Here is a 19,648-nt window from a genome sequence, read left to right as displayed (position 1 = left end):
GTGGGCCCCGGGCAAGGCCGGGCAGCGCTTTATGGCACTTCACCGGCGGCCCGCCGACCTCGCGCCGGGCTCGTACCGGGGTGAGGGGGACGGAACGGGGCAGGGTGTCGGGAGGGACGGCCGGGACGGGGCGGGGACGGCGGGCGCACAGCGGCCGGTCGTCTCGCACCGCCACCGACGAGCGGGGAGCGCGATGGACTTGACCGAACTGCCGGAGTGGGAGCGCCCGGCGCCGGGTGTGGCGCGGCTGCGCCTGCCCGGCTGGGACTGCACGGCGGGGCTCGTACGGGGCGAGAGGGCGGCGCTCCTCGTGGACCCGGGCGCGGGCCTCGCGCAGGGCGAGGCGGCGCGGCGGGCGGCGGAACGCCTCCTCGGGGACGGCGCGCACGTGACGCATCTCGCACTCACGCACCCGCACTTCGACCACGTCCTCGGCGCGCCCGCCTTCGCGGTCCCGGTGTACGCGGCGGCGGGCGCCGAGTCGCTCCTCGGTACGGAGTCCGGCCGCGCCGGTCTGTGCGAGGACGCGGTACGGCACGGGCTCGACACCGCGGAGGCGAGGCGGTCCGCGGCCCTGCTGCGAGGCCCGGACCAGCCGGTGAGCGGCGAGTCGGCGCTCGACCTCGGCGGCGGGCGGCGCGTGCTGCTCGCCGACGTGGGGCCCGGGCACTCGGGCCATGACCTCGCGCTCGTGGTGCCGGGCGAGCGGACGGTGGTCTTCTGTGGGGATCTCGTGGAGGAATCGGGCGAGCCGCAGGCGGGGAGCGACGCCGTCCCGGCGCGGTGGCCCGAGGCTCTGGACCGGCTGCTCGCGCTGGGCGGTGACGAGGCGGTGTACGTGCCGGGGCACGGCGCGCTCGTGGACGCGGCGTTCGTACGGCGTCAGCGGGACGCGCTCGCGCGGCGGTTCGGGGTGTCGTGAGAGGGCCCGGGCGCGGGGTGGTGCGAGCTGGACCGGGCGCGGGGTGGCGGCGCGTCGTGAGCGGGCGGGTGTCGGCATGTCCGGGGCGGCGCGACGGGCCCCCACGGCGTGTCGTGGTCGCCCGGACGGCCGTATGTTCCTATCGTCCTGGGAATGCGCGCGTACTCCCCCGATCTCACCCCGCCTTGGAAGAAGCGGCGGGCCGTCCCTCAGGTGCCGCTGGAGCGGGACCTCGTCGTGGAGGAGGTGACGAGTGGTTTCTGCGGCGCGGTGACCGGGTGGGAGAAATCGGCGCAGGGACTCGTCGTGTCGCTGGAGGACCGTTTCGGCAAGACACGGGTCTTCCCGCTCACGGAGGGCGGTTTCCTCCTGGAAGGTCACGCGGTCACCCTCGTACGACCCGCCGCCGCGACCCCGGCGGCCCCCTCCCGCACCGCCTCCGGCTCTGTCGCGGTTCCCGGCGCGCGGGCGCGCGTGGCGCGAGCGGGGCGGATCTACGTGGAGGGGCGGCACGACGCGGAACTGGTGGAACGGGTATGGGGTGACGACCTGCGGATCGAGGGGGTCGTGGTCGAGTACCTGGAGGGTGTCGACGATCTCCCCTCGATCGTCGAGGAGTTCGCGCCGGGCCCCGACGCGCGGCTCGGGGTCCTGGTCGACCACCTGGTGCCGGGCTCGAAGGAGGCGCGCATCGCGGCGGGGGTCGCGAGCCCGCACGCGCTGGTCGTGGGGCACCCGTACATCGACATCTGGGAGGCGGTGAAACCGTCCTCGGTCGGTATCGCGGCCTGGCCCCGCGTCCCGCGCGGGCAGGACTGGAAGACGGGCATCTGCCGCGCCCTCGGCTGGCCGGAGAACACGGGCGCGGCCTGGCAGCTCATCCTCTCCCACGTCCATTCGTACAAGGACCTGGAACCGGAACTGCTCGGCCGCGTGGAGGAACTGATCGACTTCGTGACGGTTCCCGACCAGACCTGACCGTTCCTCAGGGCCGTCGGTGCAGTCGTACGGGCGGCAGCGTCCCGAACTCCGCGGTCGCGATCTCCACGTCCCCGAGCGCGGCGAGCGGCACGGTCTGCCCGAACTCCCGCGCCCGCTCGACCTCGTAGTCGGCCTTGTCTCCCTCCCCGGAGAGCTCGGTGAGGAGGAGGCAGCGGGCGGCCGTGGGGTCGATGATCAGGTAGGCGGGGATCTTGGCGGCGGCGTAGAGCGAGCGCTTGACGCCGTAGTCGCGATCGACGCTGGTCCGGGAGACGACCTCGACGACGAGTTCCACCGCGGAGGCGGGCAGCGCGAGACCGTCATGGTCCGTGAAGTCCCCGGCGTGGACGAGGACGTCGGGGCGTGGCGCGCTGTCCGTGCACCCGGCCGGACGGATGAGCTGCCGGCCCAGCCGTCGCCACGGCGGACGCGGGACCTGGTCCGTCACGGACTCGACGATCCCGTTGTGCACGAGGTCCTCACCGCCGGTCCACACGATCTCGCCCGCGAGGAGTTCGCCCCGGTACCCCTCCGGCGCCTCCGTCGCGGCGAAGAGGTCGTACGGGCTGCGCAAGAGCATCGTTCCTCCGGTCGTCTCGGCCGTCCCGCGCGGTCACAGGCAGGGTGGCAGCTTCGGAGGGGCCGATCCGCCCTGTTCACCACCGCCCACCCGTACGAGGAACTGCGCACCGGGCGTTGACCTTCCCCTCAGGGCAGACCCCAGCCTGCCCCCAACCCAGGGGCGATCCATCGCCCCAGAAGGAGGAACACCGTATGAAAGCGCTCGTGCTCGACATAGGCGGCGTCCTTGAGTTCACACCCGAGACGGGGTGGGTGGCGCGCTGGGAGGAGCGGCTCGGGCTGGCGCCCGGAACTGTCGAGGCGCGGATGGCGGACGTGTGGGAGGCGGGGTCGGTCGGACGGATGGATGAGGCGGCGGTACGGGAGCAGGTGGCCGCGCGGCTCGGGCTCGACGCTGCCGGGGCCGGCTCCTTCATGGCCGACCTGTGGACGGAGTACGTCGGGACCCCGAACACCGAGCTGATCGACTTCGTCCGGGGGCTGCGCGGCCGCTGCCGCCTCGGCATCCTCAGCAACAGCTTCGTCGGGGCGCGCGAACGCGAAGCCGCCCTGTACGGCTTCGACACCCTGGTCGAGCACCTCTCGTACTCGCACGAGACCGGCCTCAACAAGCCCGATCCGCGCGCCTACACGGCCGTGTGCGAGGCCCTCGGGGTACGGCCCCGGGACTGCCTCTTCGTCGACGACGCCCCGCCGAACATCGCGGCGGCGGAGGCAGCCGGAATGAGTGCACACTTGTTCACCGAGAACCCTGGGACGCTCGCCCGCATCCGCGCACATGTGTACACCGAAAGCCCCGCAGGCTGAGGGCGTCCAGCGCACACCCGTACACCGGCCCCCGCCCCGTCAGTCCACGAGGTCCCGCACCACCGCGTCGGCGAGCAGCCGCCCCCGCAGCGTGAGAACGGCCGCCCCCTTCGCGTAAGCCCCGGGATCGAGAAGTCCGTCGTCGAGATGACGCGCGGCGGCCTCACGACCTGCCGGGAGGAGGAGGTCGAGGGGGCAGCCCTCGCTCAGTCGCAGCTCCAGGAGGACGCGCTCGACGCGGCGGTCCTCCTCGCTGAGGAGTTCGCGGCCCGCGCCGGGCGAGCGGCCCTCGGCGAGCGCGGCGGCGTAGGCGCCGGGGTGCTTCACGTTCCACCAGCGGACGCCCCCGACGTGGCTGTGCGCCCCCGGCCCCGCGCCCCACCAGTCGGCGCCGCGCCAGTACAGCTCGTTGTGCAGGCAGCGCGCGGGCTCGCTGGTCGCCCAGTTGGAGACCTCGTACCAGCTGAAACCGGCCTTGGCGAGGAGTTCGTCGGCGATGAGGTAGCGGTCGGCGTGCTCGTCGTCGTCGGTCATCGGGATCTCGCCGCGCCGGATGCGGCGGGCGAGGCCGGTGCCTTCCTCGACGATGAGGGCGTACGCGGAGACGTGGTCGGGTCCCGCGCCGATCGCCGCCTCGAGCGAGGCGCGCCAGTCCGCGTCGCTCTCGCCCGGCGTGCCGTAGATGAGGTCGAGATTGACGTGCTCGAATCCGGCCGCGCGCGCCTCGGCGACGCAGGCCTCGGGTCGGCCGGGGGTGTGGTTGCGGTCGAGGACGCGCAGCACGTGCGGCTTGGCGCTCTGCATCCCGAAGGAGATCCGGTTGAAACCGCCCTCACGGAGGGTTTCGAGGTACGCGGGGTCGACGGATTCCGGGTTCGCCTCGGTCGTCACCTCGGCGTCGGGCGCGAGGCCGAATTCGTCCCGTACGGCGGCGAGCATCCGTACGAGGTCGGCGGCGGGCAGCAGCGTGGGCGTACCGCCGCCGAAGAAGACGGTGCGGGCCGGGCGGGGGTCCTCGCCGAGCACCTCGCGCGCGAGGCGGATCTCCTGGGCGAGGGTGTCGGCGTAGTTGTCGCGCGAGGCGAGCACGCCGCCCGTACCGCGCAGTTCGGTCGCCGTGTACGTGTTGAAGTCGCAGTACCCGCAGCGGCTGGCGCAGTAGGGGACGTGCAGGTAGAAGCCGAGCGGGCGCCCGGTGGCCCCGTCCAGGGCCTGCGCCGGAAGCGCCCCGTTCTCGGGCACGGGCTCACCGTCGGGAAGTGCGGAAGGCATGGGGTCCATTGTCCCAGGCCCGACGCGGTCACCGAGCGTGAGGCCCTAGGCAGCCCACTCGCCGGGCCCCTCGCCGCGCCACTCGATGAATCCCTCATCGGCGGCGACAGCCCCTTCGGCGTCCTCCAGCCCCGCTCGCCGCAGGAATTCCACGAGGTCGCCCATTCCGTACGCCACCCCCAGCACCTCCCCGTCCACCTGCACCCGTCGCCCTCCGTCACTCCCGGGAGGATGAACGACAACGGGCGCGGAGGATGAGTTCATACGACGATCATGCAGCGAACCGACCCCTCCCGCACACCCACCACGACCTCGGCCAGAACATCCACCCCGCACCCCCGCATCCGTCCCTACCGCCAACCCGCACCCCTACGCCCCCTCGCGCACCACATCCAAGCCTCTCCGGCGTTTGAGGAGCGGGGCGTGGGGCAGAGCCCCACAAAGGCCCCGCCCCCACGAAAGGGAGCCCCCTCGGCAGAGAGGGCGCTCCGCCCCTCCGTCACGCCTCGCGAGCCCCCGCGTACATCTCGTCCAGCAGATACCCGTACTCCCGCTCCACCACCGGCCGCTTGATCTTGAGGCTCGGCGTCAGCTCCCCGTGCTCGATGTCGAGGTCTCTCGGCAGGAGCCGGAACTTCTTCACGGTCTCCCAGCGCTGGAGCCCCTCGTTCAGCTCGCGCACGTACCCGTCGACCATCTCGACGGTCTTCGCGTCGGCCACGATCTCCTCGTACGGCTTGCCGTCGAGCCCGTTGTCCTTCGCCCAGGCGAGCAGCGCCTCCTCGTCGAGCGAGATGAGCGCGGAGCAGAAGTTGCGGTCTCCGCCGTGGACCAGGATGTTCGACACGTAGGGACAGATCGCCTTGAACTGGCCCTCGACCTCGGCCGGGGCGATGTACTTGCCGCCGGAGGTCTTGATGATGTCCTTCTTGCGGTCGGTGATCCGCAGATAGCCGTCCACCGACAGTTCGCCGATGTCGCCTGTGTGGAACCAGCCGTCCGGCTCCAGGACCTCGGCGGTCTTCTCCGGCAGCCCGTGGTAGCCGGCCATGATGCCGGGGCCGCGCAGCAGGATCTCGCCGTCCTCGGCGATGCGCACCTCGGTGCCGGGCAGCGGCTTGCCGACCGTACCGGTGCGGTACGCCTCCCCCGGGTTCACGAACGAGGCCGCGCTCGACTCCGTGAGCCCGTACCCCTCCAGGATGTGCACCCCGGCCCCCGCGAAGAAGAAGCCGATCTCGGGGGCGAGCGCGGCGGAGCCGGAGATCGCGGCGCGCAGCCTGCCGCCCATCGCCTCGCGGATCTTGCCGTAGACGAGCCGGTCGGCGACGGCGTGCTTCGCGCGCAGGCCGAACGGGACGGTCGCGGTCCCGGTGCGGCGGAAGTTGTCCTGCGAGGTCTTCGCGTACTCGCGGGCGATCCCGGCGGCCCACTGGAAGATCTTGAACTTGGCGTCGCCGCCCTCGCGCGCCTTCGCCGCGACGCCGTTGTAGACCTTCTCGAAGATGCGGGGCACGGCGGCCATGTAGGTGGGCCGGACCACGGGCAGGTTCAGGATGATCTGGTCCACGCGGCCGTCGACCGCGGTGACGTGCCCGACCTCGATGTGCCCGGAGGTGAGCACCTTGCCGAAGACGTGGGCGAGCGGCAGCCACAGGTACTGGACGTCCTCCTCCAGGACCATCCCCGTCGCCTTGATCGCTTTGGCCATGTAGGACCACGCCTCGTGCGGCAGGCGTACGCCCTTGGGGCGGCCCGTCGTGCCGGAGGTGTAGATCAGCGTCGCGAGCTGGTCCTTCGTGATCGCCTCGATACGCTCCTTGATCGCCTCCGGGTGCGTGGCCAGGTACTCCTGACCGCGCTTCTCCAGGTCGGCGAGGGTGAGCAGCCAGCCGTCCGGGTCCGCGGCGTCCGGGGTGACGCCCTCGGCGTCGAGAACGACGACGTGGTGCAGTTCGGGAAGCTCCGCGCGGTTCTCGCGCACCTTCGCGAGCTGCGTCGCGTCCTCCGCGAAGACGACGCGGCTGTCGGAGTCGGCGAGGATGAACGCCGATTCCTTCGTGTTCGTCGAGGGGTAGACGGTCGTGGTCGCGGCGCCCGCGCACATGATGCCGAGGTCGATGAGGATCCACTCGACACGGGTCGCCGCGGCGAGCGCGACGCGCTGCTCGGGCTCGATGCCGAGCACGATGAGCCCGGCCGCGATCCGCTCGACGCGCTCGGCGGCCTGCGCCCAGCTCAGCGAGGCCCAGTCGGACGGCCCCTCGCCGGAGGCGGGCGGCACCGGGTAGCGGTACGCCTCCGCGTCCGGGGTCGCGGCGACGCGCTCCAGGAAGAGGTGCGCCACGGAGGGCGGACGGTTCTCGATCATGGTCTGTGTGTCGCTCACGACATCCTCCGGGCCCGCGACTCTGCGTGCGACTGGTAGTGAATGGTTCGAGACGTGTGCTGAGCGTTCCTGCGCGTTGTTTAACTGGTGAGTAACTAATGGGTGGTGATCAGAGTAGAACGAGCCTGGCCTGCGCGTAAGGCCCTGACACCCGCTCTGTTCACCACATCCGCCCCTCCCCCCTCTTCCGTCCCGGCTCCGTTTCCGGTAAGAGCACCCGTGTTCCGGGAGGGGCACCCGTACGGGACCCGCGGTACGCGGCGGGCGGGCGCGTGTCCGTACGGGCGGGGCCGGCCCCCGCGCCCGGCGGGGCCGCCCCCGCACGACAACGGGCCCCGCGCCAGAAGGCGTACGGGGCCCGTCGGGCCGGAAACCGGTTCGGCGACCGCCCCACCGGAGGGCGGGCACGCGGCTACTTCTTCTTGCCGCCCGGCTCGTCGCTGGAGAGGACGGCGATGAAGGCCTCCTGCGGAACCTCCACGGACCCCACCATCTTCATGCGCTTCTTCCCCTCCTTCTGCTTCTCCAGGAGCTTCCGCTTGCGGGAGATGTCACCGCCGTAGCACTTGGCGAGGACGTCCTTGCGGATCGCGCGGATCGTCTCGCGGGCGATGACCCGGGAGCCGATCGCGGCCTGCACCGGGACCTCGAAGGCCTGGCGCGGGATGAGCTCCTTGAGCTTGGCGACGAGGCGCACCCCGTAGGCGTAGGCGGCGTCGCGGTGGGTGATCGCCGAGAAGGCGTCGACCTTGTCGCCGTGCAGGAGGATGTCGACCTTGACGAGGTGGGCGGTCTGCTCGCCCGTGGGCTCGTAGTCGAGCGAGGCGTACCCGCGCGTCTTGGACTTGAGCTGATCGAAGAAGTCGAAGACGATCTCCGCGAGCGGCAGGGTGTAGCGGATCTCGACGCGGTCCTCGGAGAGGTAGTCCATCCCGAGGAGGACGCCGCGCCGGCTCTGGCACAGCTCCATGATCGAGCCGATGAACTCGCTCGGCGCGAGGATCGTGGCGCGCACGACCGGCTCGTAGACCTCGTCGATCTTCCCCTCGGGGAACTCGCTCGGGTTGGTGACGGTGTGCTCGGTGCCGTCCTCCATGATCACGCGGTAGACCACGTTGGGCGCGGTCGCGATCAGGTCGAGACCGAATTCGCGCTCAAGACGCTCGCGGATGACGTCGAGGTGGAGCAGCCCGAGGAAGCCGACGCGGAAGCCGAAGCCGAGCGCGGCGGAGGTCTCCGGCTCGTAGACGAGCGCGGCGTCGTTGAGCTGGAGCTTGTCGAGCGCGTCGCGCAGCTCGGGGTAGTCCGAGCCGTCGAGCGGGTAGAGGCCCGAGAAGACCATGGGCTTCGGGTCCTTGTAGCCCCCGAGCGCCTCCTCGGCGCCCTTGGACTGGCTGGTGATCGTGTCACCGACCTTGGACTGCCGCACATCCTTCACACCGGTGATCAGGTACCCGACCTCGCCGACGCCGAGGCCGTCGGCGGCGAGCATCTCGGGCGAGTTCGTGCCGATTTCGAGCAGTTCGTGTGTCGCGCCGGTCGACATCATGCGGATGCGCTCGCGCTTGTTCAGCTGGCCGTCCACGACACGTACGTACGTGACGACACCGCGGTACGAGTCGTACACCGAGTCGAAGATCATCGCGCGGGCCGGGGCGTCCTTGATCCCGACCGGCGCCGGGATCTGTGCGACGACCTGGTCGAGGAGCGCCTCGACGCCCACGCCGGTCTTCGCGGAGACCTTGAGCACGTCCTCCGGCTGGCAGCCGATGAGGTTCGCCAGCTCCTCGGAGAACTTCTCGGGCTGCGCGGCCGGGAGGTCGATCTTGTTGAGGACCGGGATGATCGTGAGGTCGTTCTCCATCGCCAGGTAGAGGTTGGCGAGGGTCTGCGCCTCGATGCCCTGGGCCGCGTCGACGAGGAGGATCGTGCCCTCGCAGGCGGCGAGCGAGCGCGAGACCTCATAGGTGAAGTCGACGTGACCGGGGGTGTCGATCATGTTGAGGATGTGGGTGCTGCCCTGCCCCTCGCCCTCGCTGGGGGCCCAGGGCAGCCGCACGGCCTGCGACTTGATCGTGATGCCGCGCTCCCGCTCGATGTCCATGCGGTCGAGGTACTGGGCGCGCATCTGCCGCTGCTCCACCACCCCGGTCAGCTGGAGCATCCGGTCGGCGAGCGTGGACTTGCCGTGGTCGATGTGCGCGATGATGCAGAAGTTCCTGATCAGCGCCGGGTCGGTACGGCTCGGCTCGGGCACATGGAGAGGGGTCGCGGGCACGCGGGGTCCTGATTCTTGAGGCGTCCGGCACGGAGCGGCCGGCCGCCTCTGGCTCGGGCTTCGGGCAGTCGGTCGGATATGTAAGGACCCATCGTCCCATGCGCGACGGGCGACAGGCGGTTTGGGCCGCTCAGCGAGCGGCTGCTAGCCTGGTGCACTGTGTGTCTCCCAGCCCTCTCAGCTCGGGGACACGCGCACTCAACCGAAACATTCGCGCGGTTCCGGCCGCGCGCTTGCAGCTGAAAAGGCTCTTTCGTGGCGAACATCAAGTCCCAGATCAAGCGGAACAAGACGAACGAGAAGGCGCGCCTGCGCAACAAGGCCGTCAAGTCCTCGCTCAAGACCGCGGTCCGCAAGGCCCGCGAGGCCGCTGCCGCGGGTGACGTCGAGAAGGCCCAGGAGCTGACGCGTGTCGCCACGCGCAAGCTCGACAAGGCCGTCTCCTCCGGCGTCATCCACAAGAACCAGGCCGCCAACAAGAAGTCGGCGCTTGCTTCGAAGGCCGCCTCCCTCCAGGGCTGAGCCTCCTCCGCCTTCCGGCACCGACCGTCGTCCCCGGGACGACGGGGACCCAGCGGGCCCTCTCTACCGCTCCCCGTCCCGTCCCGACAGATCCCGTATGCGGCCTAGCGTTCGCCACGCGGGTGCGGGATCGCGCCGGCCCATCGCCGCCGAAGGCACACAGGACTCGACCGATGACCCCGCCACCGTCCTTGCGACGGGGCGGGGTCATCGGCGTTTCCGGCACGATGTCATCGCCGTCACCGGCACGATCACCACGGGGGTACGGACATGGCGAACCGCTGGGTCGGGGTGACCGTCGACTGCGTCGACGTGGAACGCGTCTCGGCCTTCTGGAGCGCGCTCCTGGACCGGCCGCGCGGCCCCTCGATGCCCGGCTGGGTCTACCTGGGCCACGTCGACGACGCGCAGCCCCGCCTCGTCTTCCAGCCGGTCCGAACCGCGACGGGGGAAGGCCCGTCTGCACCTCGATGTCGAGGTGGACGACATCGCCCAGGTCCTCGCCCTCGGCGGCGGGGAGACGGGCGAGCGCCACGAGTACGAGGAGGGGGTCGTGGTGATCATGACGGACCCCGAGGGGCACGAGTTCTGCTTGTCACAGTTCTACTGAGGGCCCGCTGTTCGGGTACCGGGACGGCGATCCGAAGGGCGGGGGCTGTACGGGGCGGGGCTCGGTGGACCGGGCGGCAGCGCGGCGGGTGGGGCGCACGGGGCCCGGGGGGCGAGTGGGGCCGGGGCGGGAGCACGGTGGACCGGCACGCCGGCCCGGCGGACCCGCCTCGCGGCGCGGCGAGCCGGAGCTCGTTCTCAGCGGCGGGAGCGGGCCGCGCGGGCGACCGTCACGATGGCCTTCTCCAAGGCGTACTCCGGGTCGTCGCCGCCGCCCTTCACTCCGGCATCGGCCTCGGCGACCGCGCGCAACGCGACCGAGACACCGTCCGGCGTCCATCCGCGCATCTGCTGCCGCACCCGGTCGATCTTCCACGGCGGCATGCCCAGCTCACGGGCCAGGTCGGCGGGGCGCCCACCCCGCGCCGATGAGAGCTTGCCGATGGCCCGTACCCCCTGTGCGAGCGCGCTCGTGATCATGACGGGCGCGACGCCCGTGGAGAGCGACCAGCGCAGCGCCTCCAGGGCCTCGGCGGCCCGGCCCTCCACTGCCCGGTCGGCGACCGTGAAGCTCGACGTCTCCGCGCGGCCCGTGTAGTAGCGCCCGACGATCGCCTCGTCGATGGTGCCCTCGACGTCCGCGGTGAGCTGCGAAACCGCCGCGGCCAGCTCGCGCAGGTCGCTGCCGATCGCGTCCACGAGCGTCTGGCACGCCTCGGGTGTCGCCGAACGCCCCGTCGTACGGAACTCGTTGCGCACGAAGGCGAGCCGATCGGCCGGCTTCGTCATCTTCGGGCACGGGACCTCGCGCGCCCCGGCCTTGCGTGCCGCGTCGAGCAGCCCCTTGCCCTTGGCCCCGCCCGCGTGGCACAGCACGAGCGCGACCTCGTCCACGGGCGTGGGCAGATAGCCCTTGACCTCCTTGACCGCGTCCGCGGAGAGATCCTGCGCGTTCCGCACGACAAGGACCTTGCGCTCCGCGAAGAGCGAGGGGCTCGTCAGCTCGGCGAGCCCGCCGGGCTGGAGCTGGTCGGGCGTGAGTTCGCGCACATCGGTGTCGGCGTCGGCAGCCCGCGCGGCGAGCACCACCTGCCGCACCGCGCGGTCGATCAGCAACTCCTCCTGCCCCACGGCGAGCGTGAGCGGAGCGAGCGGGTCGTCGTCAGCGTTTTTCCTGGCCATCACCGCCAAGCATCCCACGCACCACCGACAACGAGCCCGGCCCCGGCGACGGCCACCCGCCCACCGTCACGGCGCCTCGCGCCAGCCGTCCCACTCGCTCGCGAATTCGTCCAGTTCACGCGCGTCGAACTCACCGGCCTCTTCCGAGAGCACGATCAGCCACTGCGCGTCCTCGGCGTCGTCCTCACCGGCCAGTGCCTCGCGCACGATCTCCGGCTCGGTCCTCAGCTCGTAGCGGCGGGCCAGTTCCTCGGCCGCCTCCTCGGCGGCGTCACGGTCGGGCAGCACCAGCACATGCGCCACGTTCACGTCGTTCTCGTCGTTCACGCGGAGATCCTGCCGTATGCGCCGCGCTGTTCCGACCACGGGGTCCGTGCCCGGCGCCGCACCTCACCCCTGCTTCGGGATGACCTGGACGTCCAGCTCGATGGTGATGCTCGGGCCGACGACGGCGATCCCGCGCGCGAGCATGGTCTGCCAGCTCACGGTGTAGTCGTCGCGGTGCAGTTCGGTCGTCGCCCGGCACGCCGCCCGCTGCTCCCCCTCCATGCCGTTGCCCTGCCCGAGGTAGTCGACGTCGAGCGTGACCGTACGCGTCACCCCGTGGAGTGACAGTGCTCCGGTGACGCCCCAGCGGCCGCCGCCCCGGTGCGCGAACCGCTCGCTGTAGAACTCCAGCGTCGGGTACGCGCTCACGTCGAGGAAGTCCGAGGAGCGCAGGTGGTCGTCCCGCATACGCACGTTCGTGTCGATCGAGGCCGCGTCGATGAGCACGTGCATCGCGAAGTCCTCGACCCGCTCGCCGATCCGCACGACCCCGGCGAAGGTGTTGAACCTCCCGTGCACCCGGGCGAGCCCAATGTGCCGCGCGGTGAACGCGATCGACGAGTGCGTCGGATCGATCTCCCAGTCCCCGGGCGACGGCAGCGCGGGTGGCGCCGCCGCCTGGAGCGTGAGCGCCCCGAGGTCGGTGTGCTCCCCGTCCCGTACGAGGACATCGCCACGGTGCGGCGTGTACCCCTCGCTCCCGACCGCGAGCCGGTACTCGCCCTCCGCGACCGAGACCACGAAGGAACCGAAGGGATCGGCCGCCGCGGTGGCGACCTTTCGCCCCCGCCCATCGGTGAGCGAGCACTCCGCCCCGGCGAGCGGCTCGCCCACCGGATCGAGGACCCGGCAGCTGAACAGCCCCGCCCCGTCAGGGAGAACCGCCTCCGCGAGCGCCGTTCTCCCACGCCCGCCACTCACGCGGTTCTTCGTCCCCAGGCCGAACATCTACCGGACACCCCTGCTTTTCGTGATCGATTTTGAGCCTTCAGGCTCAAACATTCGACCACTGCTGAGGCTTTCGAGGCAACACGGGATCACATCGTAGGAATGCCGGACACCCCCCAAGCTCCACCGTTTGACCTGAATTTGACATTCCAGTTGACGTTCCTCCAGCTCACTTCCGTTACGTGCGGTAAGCCGCGCCGTCGTTCTACGCGAGGCCTCCGTTACTCATGAGCAGTTGTCCGTTGACCCACTGTCCGCGCGGCGAACACAGGAAGTCCACGAGCTGCGCGGTGTCGTGCGGGGTGCCGAGCCGCCCGAGCGGCGTCGCCTCCCGTACGTACTCCCGCGTCTCCGTCGGCATCCACCCGGTGTCGACAGGCCCCGGATTGATCACGTTCGCCGTGACGCCGAGCCCGGCCAGCTCCCGTGCCGCCGCGAGCGTGATCCGGTCCAGCGCTCCCTTGCTCGCCCCGTACGGCAGACTGCCGGCCGTGTGATCGCTCGTGAAGGCCACGATCCGCCCGCTGCCGTGCGGGCCGCTGAACCGCCGCCCGTACTCCCTGATCATCAGCCAGCTTCCCCGCGCGTTCACCGCGAAGTGCCGGTCGAAGCTCTCCACCGTCGTGTCGAGCAACCCCGAGTCGACCGACTCGCAGTGGCACAGCACCAGCGCCGTCACCGCGCCGAGCCGGCTCTCCGCCTCCGCGAGGACCCGCTCCGGCGCCCCCGGGTCCGCGAGATCCGCCTCGATCGCCGCACACGCCGCCCCACGTTCCGCCAGCTCCGCCCCGATCGCCTCGATCGCTCCCTCCTCCTCACCCCACTCCATCCGCGCGTCGTACGCGTTCCAGTAGGTGAACGCGATGTCCCATCCCGAGCTCCCCAACTGGCGCACCACCCCGGCCCCGATACCGGCTCTGCGTCCCACCCCGCTCACCAGCGCGACAGGCCGCACACCGGACGCGTCCCCCGCTTCTCCACTCCCGGTCATCCCCTCATGCTCGGCTCCCGCGCACCCTCCGACCACCCCTTTTCCGCCCCGCACCCCACCGTCCCCACCGCCACCCCGATCCCCGGGGCTCCCCCGTGCCCGCCCTCACCGCTCCCTGGCCACGCCCAGCCGCGCCTCTCCCTCCCCTTTGTCGTCCCCTTCCCGCACCCCGCCCGGCCCTGTCGCAGAGCCTCCCGTCACCGCCAAGTCCCCATGCTGGTCCGTCCGTTCGACGAGTGCTCCGGTACCGCGCAGGGCGTCGAGCGTACGAGGGGCCGGGTGCCCGTACTCGTTGTCGGCCCCCACCGAGACCAACGCGACGCGAGGCGCCACCCGCTGTAACCACTCCCCCTCCTGATAGGCCGAACCGTGGTGCGGCACCTTGAGCACGTCGACGCGCGGGGCCCCGCCCCGCCGCCGCAGCAACTCCCGCTGCACCGCGGGCTCGACGTCCCCGGCGAGCAACAGCCGCACCCCACCCGTCCGCACCGACAACACGAGACTCGCGTCATTGGGACCGTCGTCGCCGACCGGCCCAGCGCCCGCGGGCGGCCAGACCACCTCCCAGCTCACCCCGCCGACCGCCCGCCGCTCGCCCGCCACCGCGGTGAGCACCGGCACTCCGTGCTCCGCCGCCGTACGCCGCACCGTCGCCGCCTGCCCCGCCGGTTCCGCGAGAGCCGTCGTCTGCACGGCCCCGACCGCCCGGCCCCGCAGCACCCCTTCCAGACCCGCCACGTGATCGGCGTGGAAGTGGCTCAGCACCACGAGCGGCACCCGTCGCACCCCGAGCCGGTCGAGGCACCCGGCCACCCGGTCCGGATCGGGCCCCGCGTCGACCACCACCGCGGTGCCCGCCCCGGCGGCGAGGACGGTCGCGTCCCCCTGCCCCACGTCGCACATGACGTACCGCCACCCAGCGGGCGGCCATGCCCCCAGCACCCGCGTCACCGGCGCGGGCCGCACCACGGCGAGCACCAGGAGCAGCGCGCACCCGCAGACCAGCCACCGCGAGCGCAGCATCAGCCTGCCGAGGGGTACGAGCACCAGCACCGTCCCCGCGAGCATCCCGGCCCCCGCCCAGCCGCCGGGCCACGCGAGCCCCGCCCCGGGCAGCGCGGCGCCCGCGCGCGCCACCCCCGCGACCCACCGCACCGGCCACCCCGCGCACCAGGCCAGCGCCTGGGCGGGGGCCTGCGCCAGCGGCGCGAGCACCAGGGCGCCGAAGCCGAGCACCGTCGCCGGGGCGACGAGAGGCTCTGCCAGCAGGTTGCAGGGCACGGCGACCAGGCTCACCCGTTCCGCGAGCAGAACCACTACTGGAGCGCACACCGCCTGCGCCGCTGCCGCCGCCGCGAGCCCTTCCGCGAGTCGCGGTGACAGCCCGCGCCGCCGCAGTGCCGCGCTCCAGGACGGCGCCACGGTCAGCAGGGCCCCGGTCGCGAGAACCGAGAGGACGAAGCCAAAGCTCCTCGCCAGCCACGGTTCCCAGAGCACGAGCGCGAGGACCACGGCGGCGAGCGCCGGCACCATGGACCTGCGCCGCCCGGTCGCGAGCGCCACCAGCGCCACCGCCCCGCATCCCGCCGCCCGCACCACACTCGGCTCGGCACCGCACACGACCACGAACCCGGCGCACAGCATGCCGCCCGCCACCGCCGTTCCCCGCAGCGACAGACCGATTCTCGGTGCGAGTCCGCCCCGTTCCGCCAGTGCGGCCCGTCCCTGCGGTCCGAGGAGCAGGGCGAGCAGGACCGCGAAGTTCCCCCCGCTGACCGTCAGGAGGTGCGTCAAATCGGTCGCCCGGAAGACCCGTTCGAGTTCGGGCGTCAGTCCAGAGGTGTCGCCCACGACAAGCCCTGGCAACAGGGCCCGCGCGTCCGGGTGCAGCGGCGCCACCGCCCCGCGCAGGCCGTCGCGCAGCTTCCCCGCGAGCCGCTCCGCGCCGGAGGGCCGCCCCACCACGACGGGCCCCGCCTCGCCGTGCACCCGCGCCACCGCGGCTGCCCGCTGCCCTCTCACCCACGGAGAACCCCACCGGAATCGGGCCCGCACCCGTGTCGTCGGGAGCAACCGCAGCCACTCCCGTGCCCTCTTCTCCCGCCCCGGCTCCATGACGCCGTCCACCACCACGAGCACCGGAGTCCGCACCCGGACCACCCGCCCGCCCCTCACCTCTGCCTCTCGTACCTCCCCTTCCCACAGCAGCTGCCCCGGCAGTTCCCTTCCTCCCCGCACCGCCGACGGCTTTGCCCGGGGCACCTCCCTCACCTCGACAATCGCCTCTGTCACCGCACTCTCCCGCGCCAGTCCCGGCACGGGCCCACGCTCGACATCGGCCCTCCCCACGGCTGCCGACGCCGCCCCAGCGCCCACGCAAACGAGCACGGCCGCCACCACCCAGCGCCGCCCGCCACAGCCCGCCCCCGCCCGCCCCCTCCTCCCGCGGAGCAGCAACCCACCGCCGGACACCCCGCACCCGATCGCGATCCAGAACCCGGCACGGGCCGACAGTCCCAGCACGAGGGCAGCCGCGCCCCAGGCACCCAGCGCGGGCAGCGCGAGCCGCAGATCCACACCCTCCTGCCGGTCCGCGGTCTTCTCCACGAGGCCGGACGCCATCCCAGGGGAGGGCGCCTCCCCCGACGCGTCCGAACCCGCACGTCCCTCTCGCCCGTGCCTCAGTGCCTTTCCCGCGACGGCCTCTTCTCGCCGCGGGCTTTCTTTCACCCCGTTCACAGCCGCACGTACTCCCGCAGCTCGGCGAAACGTCGTTCCCCGATCCCGGTCACTTCGCGCAACTCCTCCACCGAACCGAACCCGCCGTGTGCGACACGGTGATCGAGGATGCGCTGAGCGAGGACGGGACCGACCCCGGGGAGACCGTCGAGCTGATCAAGCGAGGCAGCGTTGAGCGAGACCGAGGTACCCGGAGCCGTGCCCCCGCCTGTCGAGGCCGCGCCCGTACCGGCCGCGGCCGGCGCCTGGCCCGGTGTCGTCCCCGTACCGACCGCGGCGGCGAAGCCCCCGGGTGGTGGGGAGCCGACCCAGACCAGCTCACCGTCCACCAACGGACGGGCGCGGTTGAGCCCTTGGAGGTCCGCGCCCTTCCGTACCCCTCCGGCCGCCCGCAGCGCGTCCTCCACTCGCGAGCCCCGCGCCAGCCTCCGCACCCCGGGCTCACGCACCTCCCCGCCCACGTCCACGACCAGCGCACCGCGCTCCGCACCCGGAGCGGGACCGACACCGGCCGCTTCCGAGCCGCCCCCGTCGTCGGTACCACCACCCCCTCCAGTCGCGGCGCCCGAAGGCACGGTCTTCGCCTGTGCCTTCCCCATCGATGTCGCCTCGACCGGCACCGGGCGCTCAGCCGCGGGCACGGCCACCGGCTGCGGACGCGCGGACCACCAGTGCTGGCCTGCGAATCCGAGGAGGCCGAGCAGCACAACGGCCAGCGCCAGCACCGTTCGCCGATCGAGCGCGAAGCGCGACCGCAGCCACAACGGGAGGTGATCGGCGACCGTGCTCAACCCGTGTCTGAACAGCGAAGCGACGGGCGAAGTCCGGACGCCCGGTGCTCCGCGCGGGGGCGTCTTCCCCGCGTGCCGCGCCCACGGGGCCTTCCCGTGCCCCGCGTATGTCGGCCCGGAAGCCACGAGTGCGAGCGCCGCCTGCGCATCAGTGTCTGCGCCTGCGTCCGTGTCTGTACCTGTGCGTCGTTCCATGTCACCGAACGTAATCGATGCCTACGACAGCACTCGCCTCGAAGGTGAAATCTGTGGATAACTCCGCGAAACCCGATTTTTCTCTCACTCAAGAGAGTGATGAGGGTGATGGCGAGAAGACGGCGGGGGCCGAATTCCTTGTGGATAACTCCCGCTGGCGTCCTTTCAGCGGCAGAGCCGCTCAGCGCGGGGAGACCACGACCCCGAGGAGTCCCGGCCCGGTGTGCGCGCCGATCACCGCGCCCACTTCGCTCACGTACAGCGACGCCGTCCCTGGCACGCGGGCACGCAACCGCTCGGCGAGGGCCTCGGCGCGGTCGGCGGCGTCCAGGTGATGGATGGCGAGATCCACCCGCCCCGCGCCCGCCCGCTCCGCCACAAGTTCTTCCAGACGCGCGACGGCCTTGGCCGTGGTGCGGACCTTCTCCAGCGGCTCGATCCGGCCTCCGGTCAGCTGGAGCAGCGGCTTCACCGCGAGGGCGGAGCCGAGGAGCGCCTGCGCGGTCCCGATCCTGCCGCCACGCCGCAGGTGGTCGAGGGTGTCGAGGCAGAAGTACGCCGAAGTGCCGGCGGCACGTTTCTCCGCCGCCGCCACGATCTCCTCGGCCGTGCCGCCCGACTCGGCCTGCTCGGCGGCGCTGAGCGCGCAGAAGCCGAGTGCCATGGCGACCGCTCCGGTATCGACGACGTGCACGGGCACCGCCGCCTCCCGCCCCGCGAGAGCGGCGGCGTCGTACGTACCGGAGAGTTCAGCGGACAGGTGCAGCGAGACAACTGCGGACGCACCTTCCTCGGCGAGCCGGCGGTAGGTGCGTGCGAATGCCTCGGGGCTGGGTCGTGACGTCGTCACGGGACGGTGTTTGCGCAGCGCCTGAGCGAGGGCGCCGGGCGAGATCTCCGTGCCCTCTTCGTACGCGCTGCCGTCGAGCACGACGGTCAGGGGCACGGAGGTGATGCCGTGTCGCGCACTCGTCCCGGGCGGCAGGTAGGCCGTGGAATCAGTGACGATCGCGACATGGCGTGACATGGCTCGGAGGTTACCTGGCCCGTGCGGCGCCCGGCAGCCCACCCCCGCCGGAGCGGGCTGGGCAAGGCCGACCGACAGAACGAAGGGAGCCGAGGGAGCGAGAGCGGCAGTGAAGGCTACGGGGATGACAGGCGCGCCGGGTGGAGCGGGCCGGGCCGCCCATCACTCCGGGCGGGGCTGCTCCTGCGGCTTCTTGAGGAGACGCTCCCAGGGGTGCGCCGCGGGCCGCGCCTCGTCGAGCGGGGGTGGGGAGTGCCCGGGAGCCGGTGCGGCACCGTCGTCCCAGCGCTGCGCGACAGTGTCGGCATCCGGCACCGTCGGCGCGGCCGGCCAGGGCTGCGGGGCGGGTTCGGGGCCTTCGGCGGGGGCCCAGTGACGCAGGGCGCCGGTCTCCATGTCGATCTGCCGGCTCAGCTCGTCCAGCTCGTCGTCCGCGTCGTGGTGCGCGCGGTCCCTGAGGGCGTGGCGCAGTCCGTCGGCCGCTCGGACGATCTTCTGGGTACGGTCGCGGAGCGCCGGCAGTTCGGCGGCGAGCCCCGCGCGGTCCGGGTCGTTCTCCAGGCGTCGCAGTTCGTCGTCGAGCGCGTGCCCGTGCACGCTCAGGCGGCGGAAGAGGCCGAGGGACTCGGTGAGGCCGCTGTCGTCGCCCGCTCGCGCGGCGAGGGATTCCTGCGTCGCCCGCATCGAGGTCCGCAGGGAGATCCGCAGCCCGGCGATCTCCCCGTGCGGGCCCGGGCGGGCGTAGGAGCGCGCCTTGAGCGTGGAGTCCTCGACCGCCCTGCGGGCCTGGTTCACCGTACGGTCCACGCCGCGCTTGGCCGCGCCCGCGACCTTGACGACCACGTAGGCCCCGGTGACGACGAACAGCACGAAGATCAACGCAAGGACGATGAGCACGGCCGACATCGAGTCCCCTTCCACCGGTGGTCACACGGTACTTCTCCAAGGTAAACGGCGAAGGGTGGATCAGGGGCCCCGCCAACCCTGATCCACCCCCTAGGGGAAAACCCCTATAGACACAGTGCGTGAGCTTCGCGCACGCTGTGTGCATGAACGTGTTCACGCACCGTGTCGCCGGTGTCCTCC

At 72.0% G+C, this 19,648-nt stretch carries 17 protein-coding genes and 1 pseudogene; 5 read left to right on the top strand and 13 right to left on the bottom strand.

Annotated features, from left to right (window positions below; genetic code table 11):
• The first annotated feature begins 193 nt into the window (after positions 1-193).
• Positions 194-922: an MBL fold metallo-hydrolase gene (locus ACIP4O_RS07685; protein WP_401572716.1), complete on the top strand. Its 729-nt coding sequence runs from the start codon at positions 194-196 to the stop codon at positions 920-922.
• A 153-nt stretch (positions 923-1,075) separates the two neighbouring features.
• Positions 1,076-1,900: a DUF3097 domain-containing protein gene (locus tag ACIP4O_RS07680; protein WP_401572714.1), complete on the top strand. Its 825-nt coding sequence runs from the start codon at positions 1,076-1,078 to the stop codon at positions 1,898-1,900.
• Between the two features lie 7 nt (positions 1,901-1,907).
• On the opposite strand, the gene ACIP4O_RS07675 is transcribed toward ACIP4O_RS07680, so the two are convergent.
• Entirely contained in the window at positions 1,908-2,483 is a 576-nt protein-coding gene (locus ACIP4O_RS07675; protein WP_401572712.1) for a Uma2 family endonuclease, read from the bottom strand.
• Between the two features lie 194 nt (positions 2,484-2,677).
• Between ACIP4O_RS07675 and ACIP4O_RS07670 the strand changes: the two genes are divergently transcribed.
• On the top strand, positions 2,678-3,292 hold the full coding sequence (locus ACIP4O_RS07670; RefSeq protein WP_401572711.1) for an HAD family hydrolase: 615 nt from the start codon (positions 2,678-2,680) through the stop codon (positions 3,290-3,292).
• A 39-nt stretch (positions 3,293-3,331) separates the two neighbouring features.
• On the opposite strand, the gene hemW is transcribed toward ACIP4O_RS07670, so the two are convergent.
• The 4 genes from hemW to lepA form a co-directional block, all read right to left on the bottom strand.
• The gene (hemW, locus tag ACIP4O_RS07665; RefSeq protein ID WP_401572709.1) at positions 3,332-4,564 is read right to left on the bottom strand and encodes a radical SAM family heme chaperone HemW; all 1,233 of its coding nucleotides are present in this window, start codon (positions 4,562-4,564) and stop codon (positions 3,332-3,334) included.
• 45 nt (positions 4,565-4,609) lie between these two features.
• Complete coding sequence (locus tag ACIP4O_RS07660; protein ID WP_401572707.1) at positions 4,610-4,768, bottom strand: hypothetical protein; 159 nt, start codon at positions 4,766-4,768, stop codon at positions 4,610-4,612.
• A 295-nt stretch (positions 4,769-5,063) separates the two neighbouring features.
• A complete protein-coding gene (locus ACIP4O_RS07655; protein WP_361322579.1) occupies positions 5,064-6,953 on the bottom strand; it encodes a long-chain fatty acid--CoA ligase in 1,890 nt (629 codons plus the stop codon).
• A 412-nt stretch (positions 6,954-7,365) separates the two neighbouring features.
• Positions 7,366-9,231: a translation elongation factor 4 gene (gene lepA / locus ACIP4O_RS07650; protein WP_361322582.1), complete on the bottom strand. Its 1,866-nt coding sequence runs from the start codon at positions 9,229-9,231 to the stop codon at positions 7,366-7,368.
• A gap of 255 nt (positions 9,232-9,486) precedes the next feature.
• On the opposite strand from lepA, the gene rpsT reads away from it, so the two are divergent.
• Both rpsT and ACIP4O_RS07640 read left to right on the top strand, forming a co-directional pair.
• Positions 9,487-9,753, top strand: coding sequence for a 30S ribosomal protein S20 (gene rpsT / locus ACIP4O_RS07645; protein ID WP_007827162.1), 267 nt, complete (start codon positions 9,487-9,489; stop codon positions 9,751-9,753).
• Between the two features lie 270 nt (positions 9,754-10,023).
• Positions 10,024-10,363 (top strand): annotated as a pseudogene (locus ACIP4O_RS07640) (VOC family protein).
• Positions 10,364-10,560: 197 nt separating this feature from the next.
• Here ACIP4O_RS07640 and holA read toward each other — a convergent pair.
• From holA to ACIP4O_RS07600, 8 genes are all read right to left on the bottom strand, one after another.
• Positions 10,561-11,544 (bottom strand): DNA polymerase III subunit delta, encoded by a 984-nt coding sequence (gene holA / locus ACIP4O_RS07635; RefSeq protein WP_401572704.1) that lies wholly within the window; start codon positions 11,542-11,544, stop codon positions 10,561-10,563.
• Positions 11,545-11,610: 66 nt separating this feature from the next.
• Positions 11,611-11,871 (bottom strand): hypothetical protein, encoded by a 261-nt coding sequence (locus ACIP4O_RS07630; protein ID WP_401572702.1) that lies wholly within the window; start codon positions 11,869-11,871, stop codon positions 11,611-11,613.
• 63 nt (positions 11,872-11,934) lie between these two features.
• A complete protein-coding gene (locus ACIP4O_RS07625; RefSeq protein ID WP_361322595.1) occupies positions 11,935-12,819 on the bottom strand; it encodes a YceI family protein in 885 nt (294 codons plus the stop codon).
• A gap of 205 nt (positions 12,820-13,024) precedes the next feature.
• The gene (locus tag ACIP4O_RS07620; protein WP_401572699.1) at positions 13,025-13,810 is read right to left on the bottom strand and encodes an SDR family oxidoreductase; all 786 of its coding nucleotides are present in this window, start codon (positions 13,808-13,810) and stop codon (positions 13,025-13,027) included.
• Between the two features lie 105 nt (positions 13,811-13,915).
• Positions 13,916-16,432, bottom strand: a complete 2,517-nt coding sequence (locus ACIP4O_RS07615; protein WP_401572697.1) for a ComEC/Rec2 family competence protein — start codon at positions 16,430-16,432, stop codon at positions 13,916-13,918.
• Positions 16,433-16,545: 113 nt separating this feature from the next.
• Positions 16,546-17,340 (bottom strand): helix-hairpin-helix domain-containing protein, encoded by a 795-nt coding sequence (locus ACIP4O_RS07610; protein WP_401572695.1) that lies wholly within the window; start codon positions 17,338-17,340, stop codon positions 16,546-16,548.
• A 376-nt stretch (positions 17,341-17,716) separates the two neighbouring features.
• Positions 17,717-18,562: a DegV family protein gene (locus tag ACIP4O_RS07605; RefSeq protein ID WP_401572693.1), complete on the bottom strand. Its 846-nt coding sequence runs from the start codon at positions 18,560-18,562 to the stop codon at positions 17,717-17,719.
• Positions 18,563-18,724: 162 nt separating this feature from the next.
• Positions 18,725-19,468, bottom strand: coding sequence for a hypothetical protein (locus ACIP4O_RS07600; RefSeq protein ID WP_401572691.1), 744 nt, complete (start codon positions 19,466-19,468; stop codon positions 18,725-18,727).
• Positions 19,469-19,648 lie beyond the last annotated feature (180 nt).

Origin of the sequence: Streptomyces sp. NPDC088923 (assembly GCF_044749745.1) — a bacterium.
In the GTDB taxonomy this organism is placed as follows: Bacteria; Actinomycetota; Actinomycetes; order Streptomycetales; family Streptomycetaceae; genus Streptomyces.
The sequence above is the reverse complement of the archived record's forward strand: the minus strand, read 5'-3'. Positions and strand labels throughout refer to the sequence as shown.

Bases quoted from the DNA above. Each gene is read 5' to 3' on its own strand.
- ACIP4O_RS07615 (WP_401572697.1), bottom strand. From the start codon at position 16,432: ATGGCGTCCGGCCTCGTGGAGAAGACCGCGGACCGGCAGGAGGGTGTG.
- ACIP4O_RS07670 (WP_401572711.1), top strand. From the start codon at position 2,678: ATGAAAGCGCTCGTGCTCGACATAGGCGGCGTCCTTGAGTTCACACCC.
- ACIP4O_RS07605 (WP_401572693.1), bottom strand. From the start codon at position 18,562: ATGTCACGCCATGTCGCGATCGTCACTGATTCCACGGCCTACCTGCCG.
- holA (WP_401572704.1), bottom strand. From the start codon at position 11,544: ATGGCCAGGAAAAACGCTGACGACGACCCGCTCGCTCCGCTCACGCTC.
- ACIP4O_RS07680 (WP_401572714.1), top strand. From the start codon at position 1,076: ATGCGCGCGTACTCCCCCGATCTCACCCCGCCTTGGAAGAAGCGGCGG.
- ACIP4O_RS07620 (WP_401572699.1), bottom strand. From the start codon at position 13,810: ATGACCGGGAGTGGAGAAGCGGGGGACGCGTCCGGTGTGCGGCCTGTC.
- ACIP4O_RS07685 (WP_401572716.1), top strand. From the start codon at position 194: ATGGACTTGACCGAACTGCCGGAGTGGGAGCGCCCGGCGCCGGGTGTG.
- ACIP4O_RS07675 (WP_401572712.1), bottom strand. From the start codon at position 2,483: ATGCTCTTGCGCAGCCCGTACGACCTCTTCGCCGCGACGGAGGCGCCG.
- hemW (WP_401572709.1), bottom strand. From the start codon at position 4,564: ATGCCTTCCGCACTTCCCGACGGTGAGCCCGTGCCCGAGAACGGGGCG.
- ACIP4O_RS07600 (WP_401572691.1), bottom strand. From the start codon at position 19,468: ATGTCGGCCGTGCTCATCGTCCTTGCGTTGATCTTCGTGCTGTTCGTC.
- ACIP4O_RS07625 (WP_361322595.1), bottom strand. From the start codon at position 12,819: ATGTTCGGCCTGGGGACGAAGAACCGCGTGAGTGGCGGGCGTGGGAGA.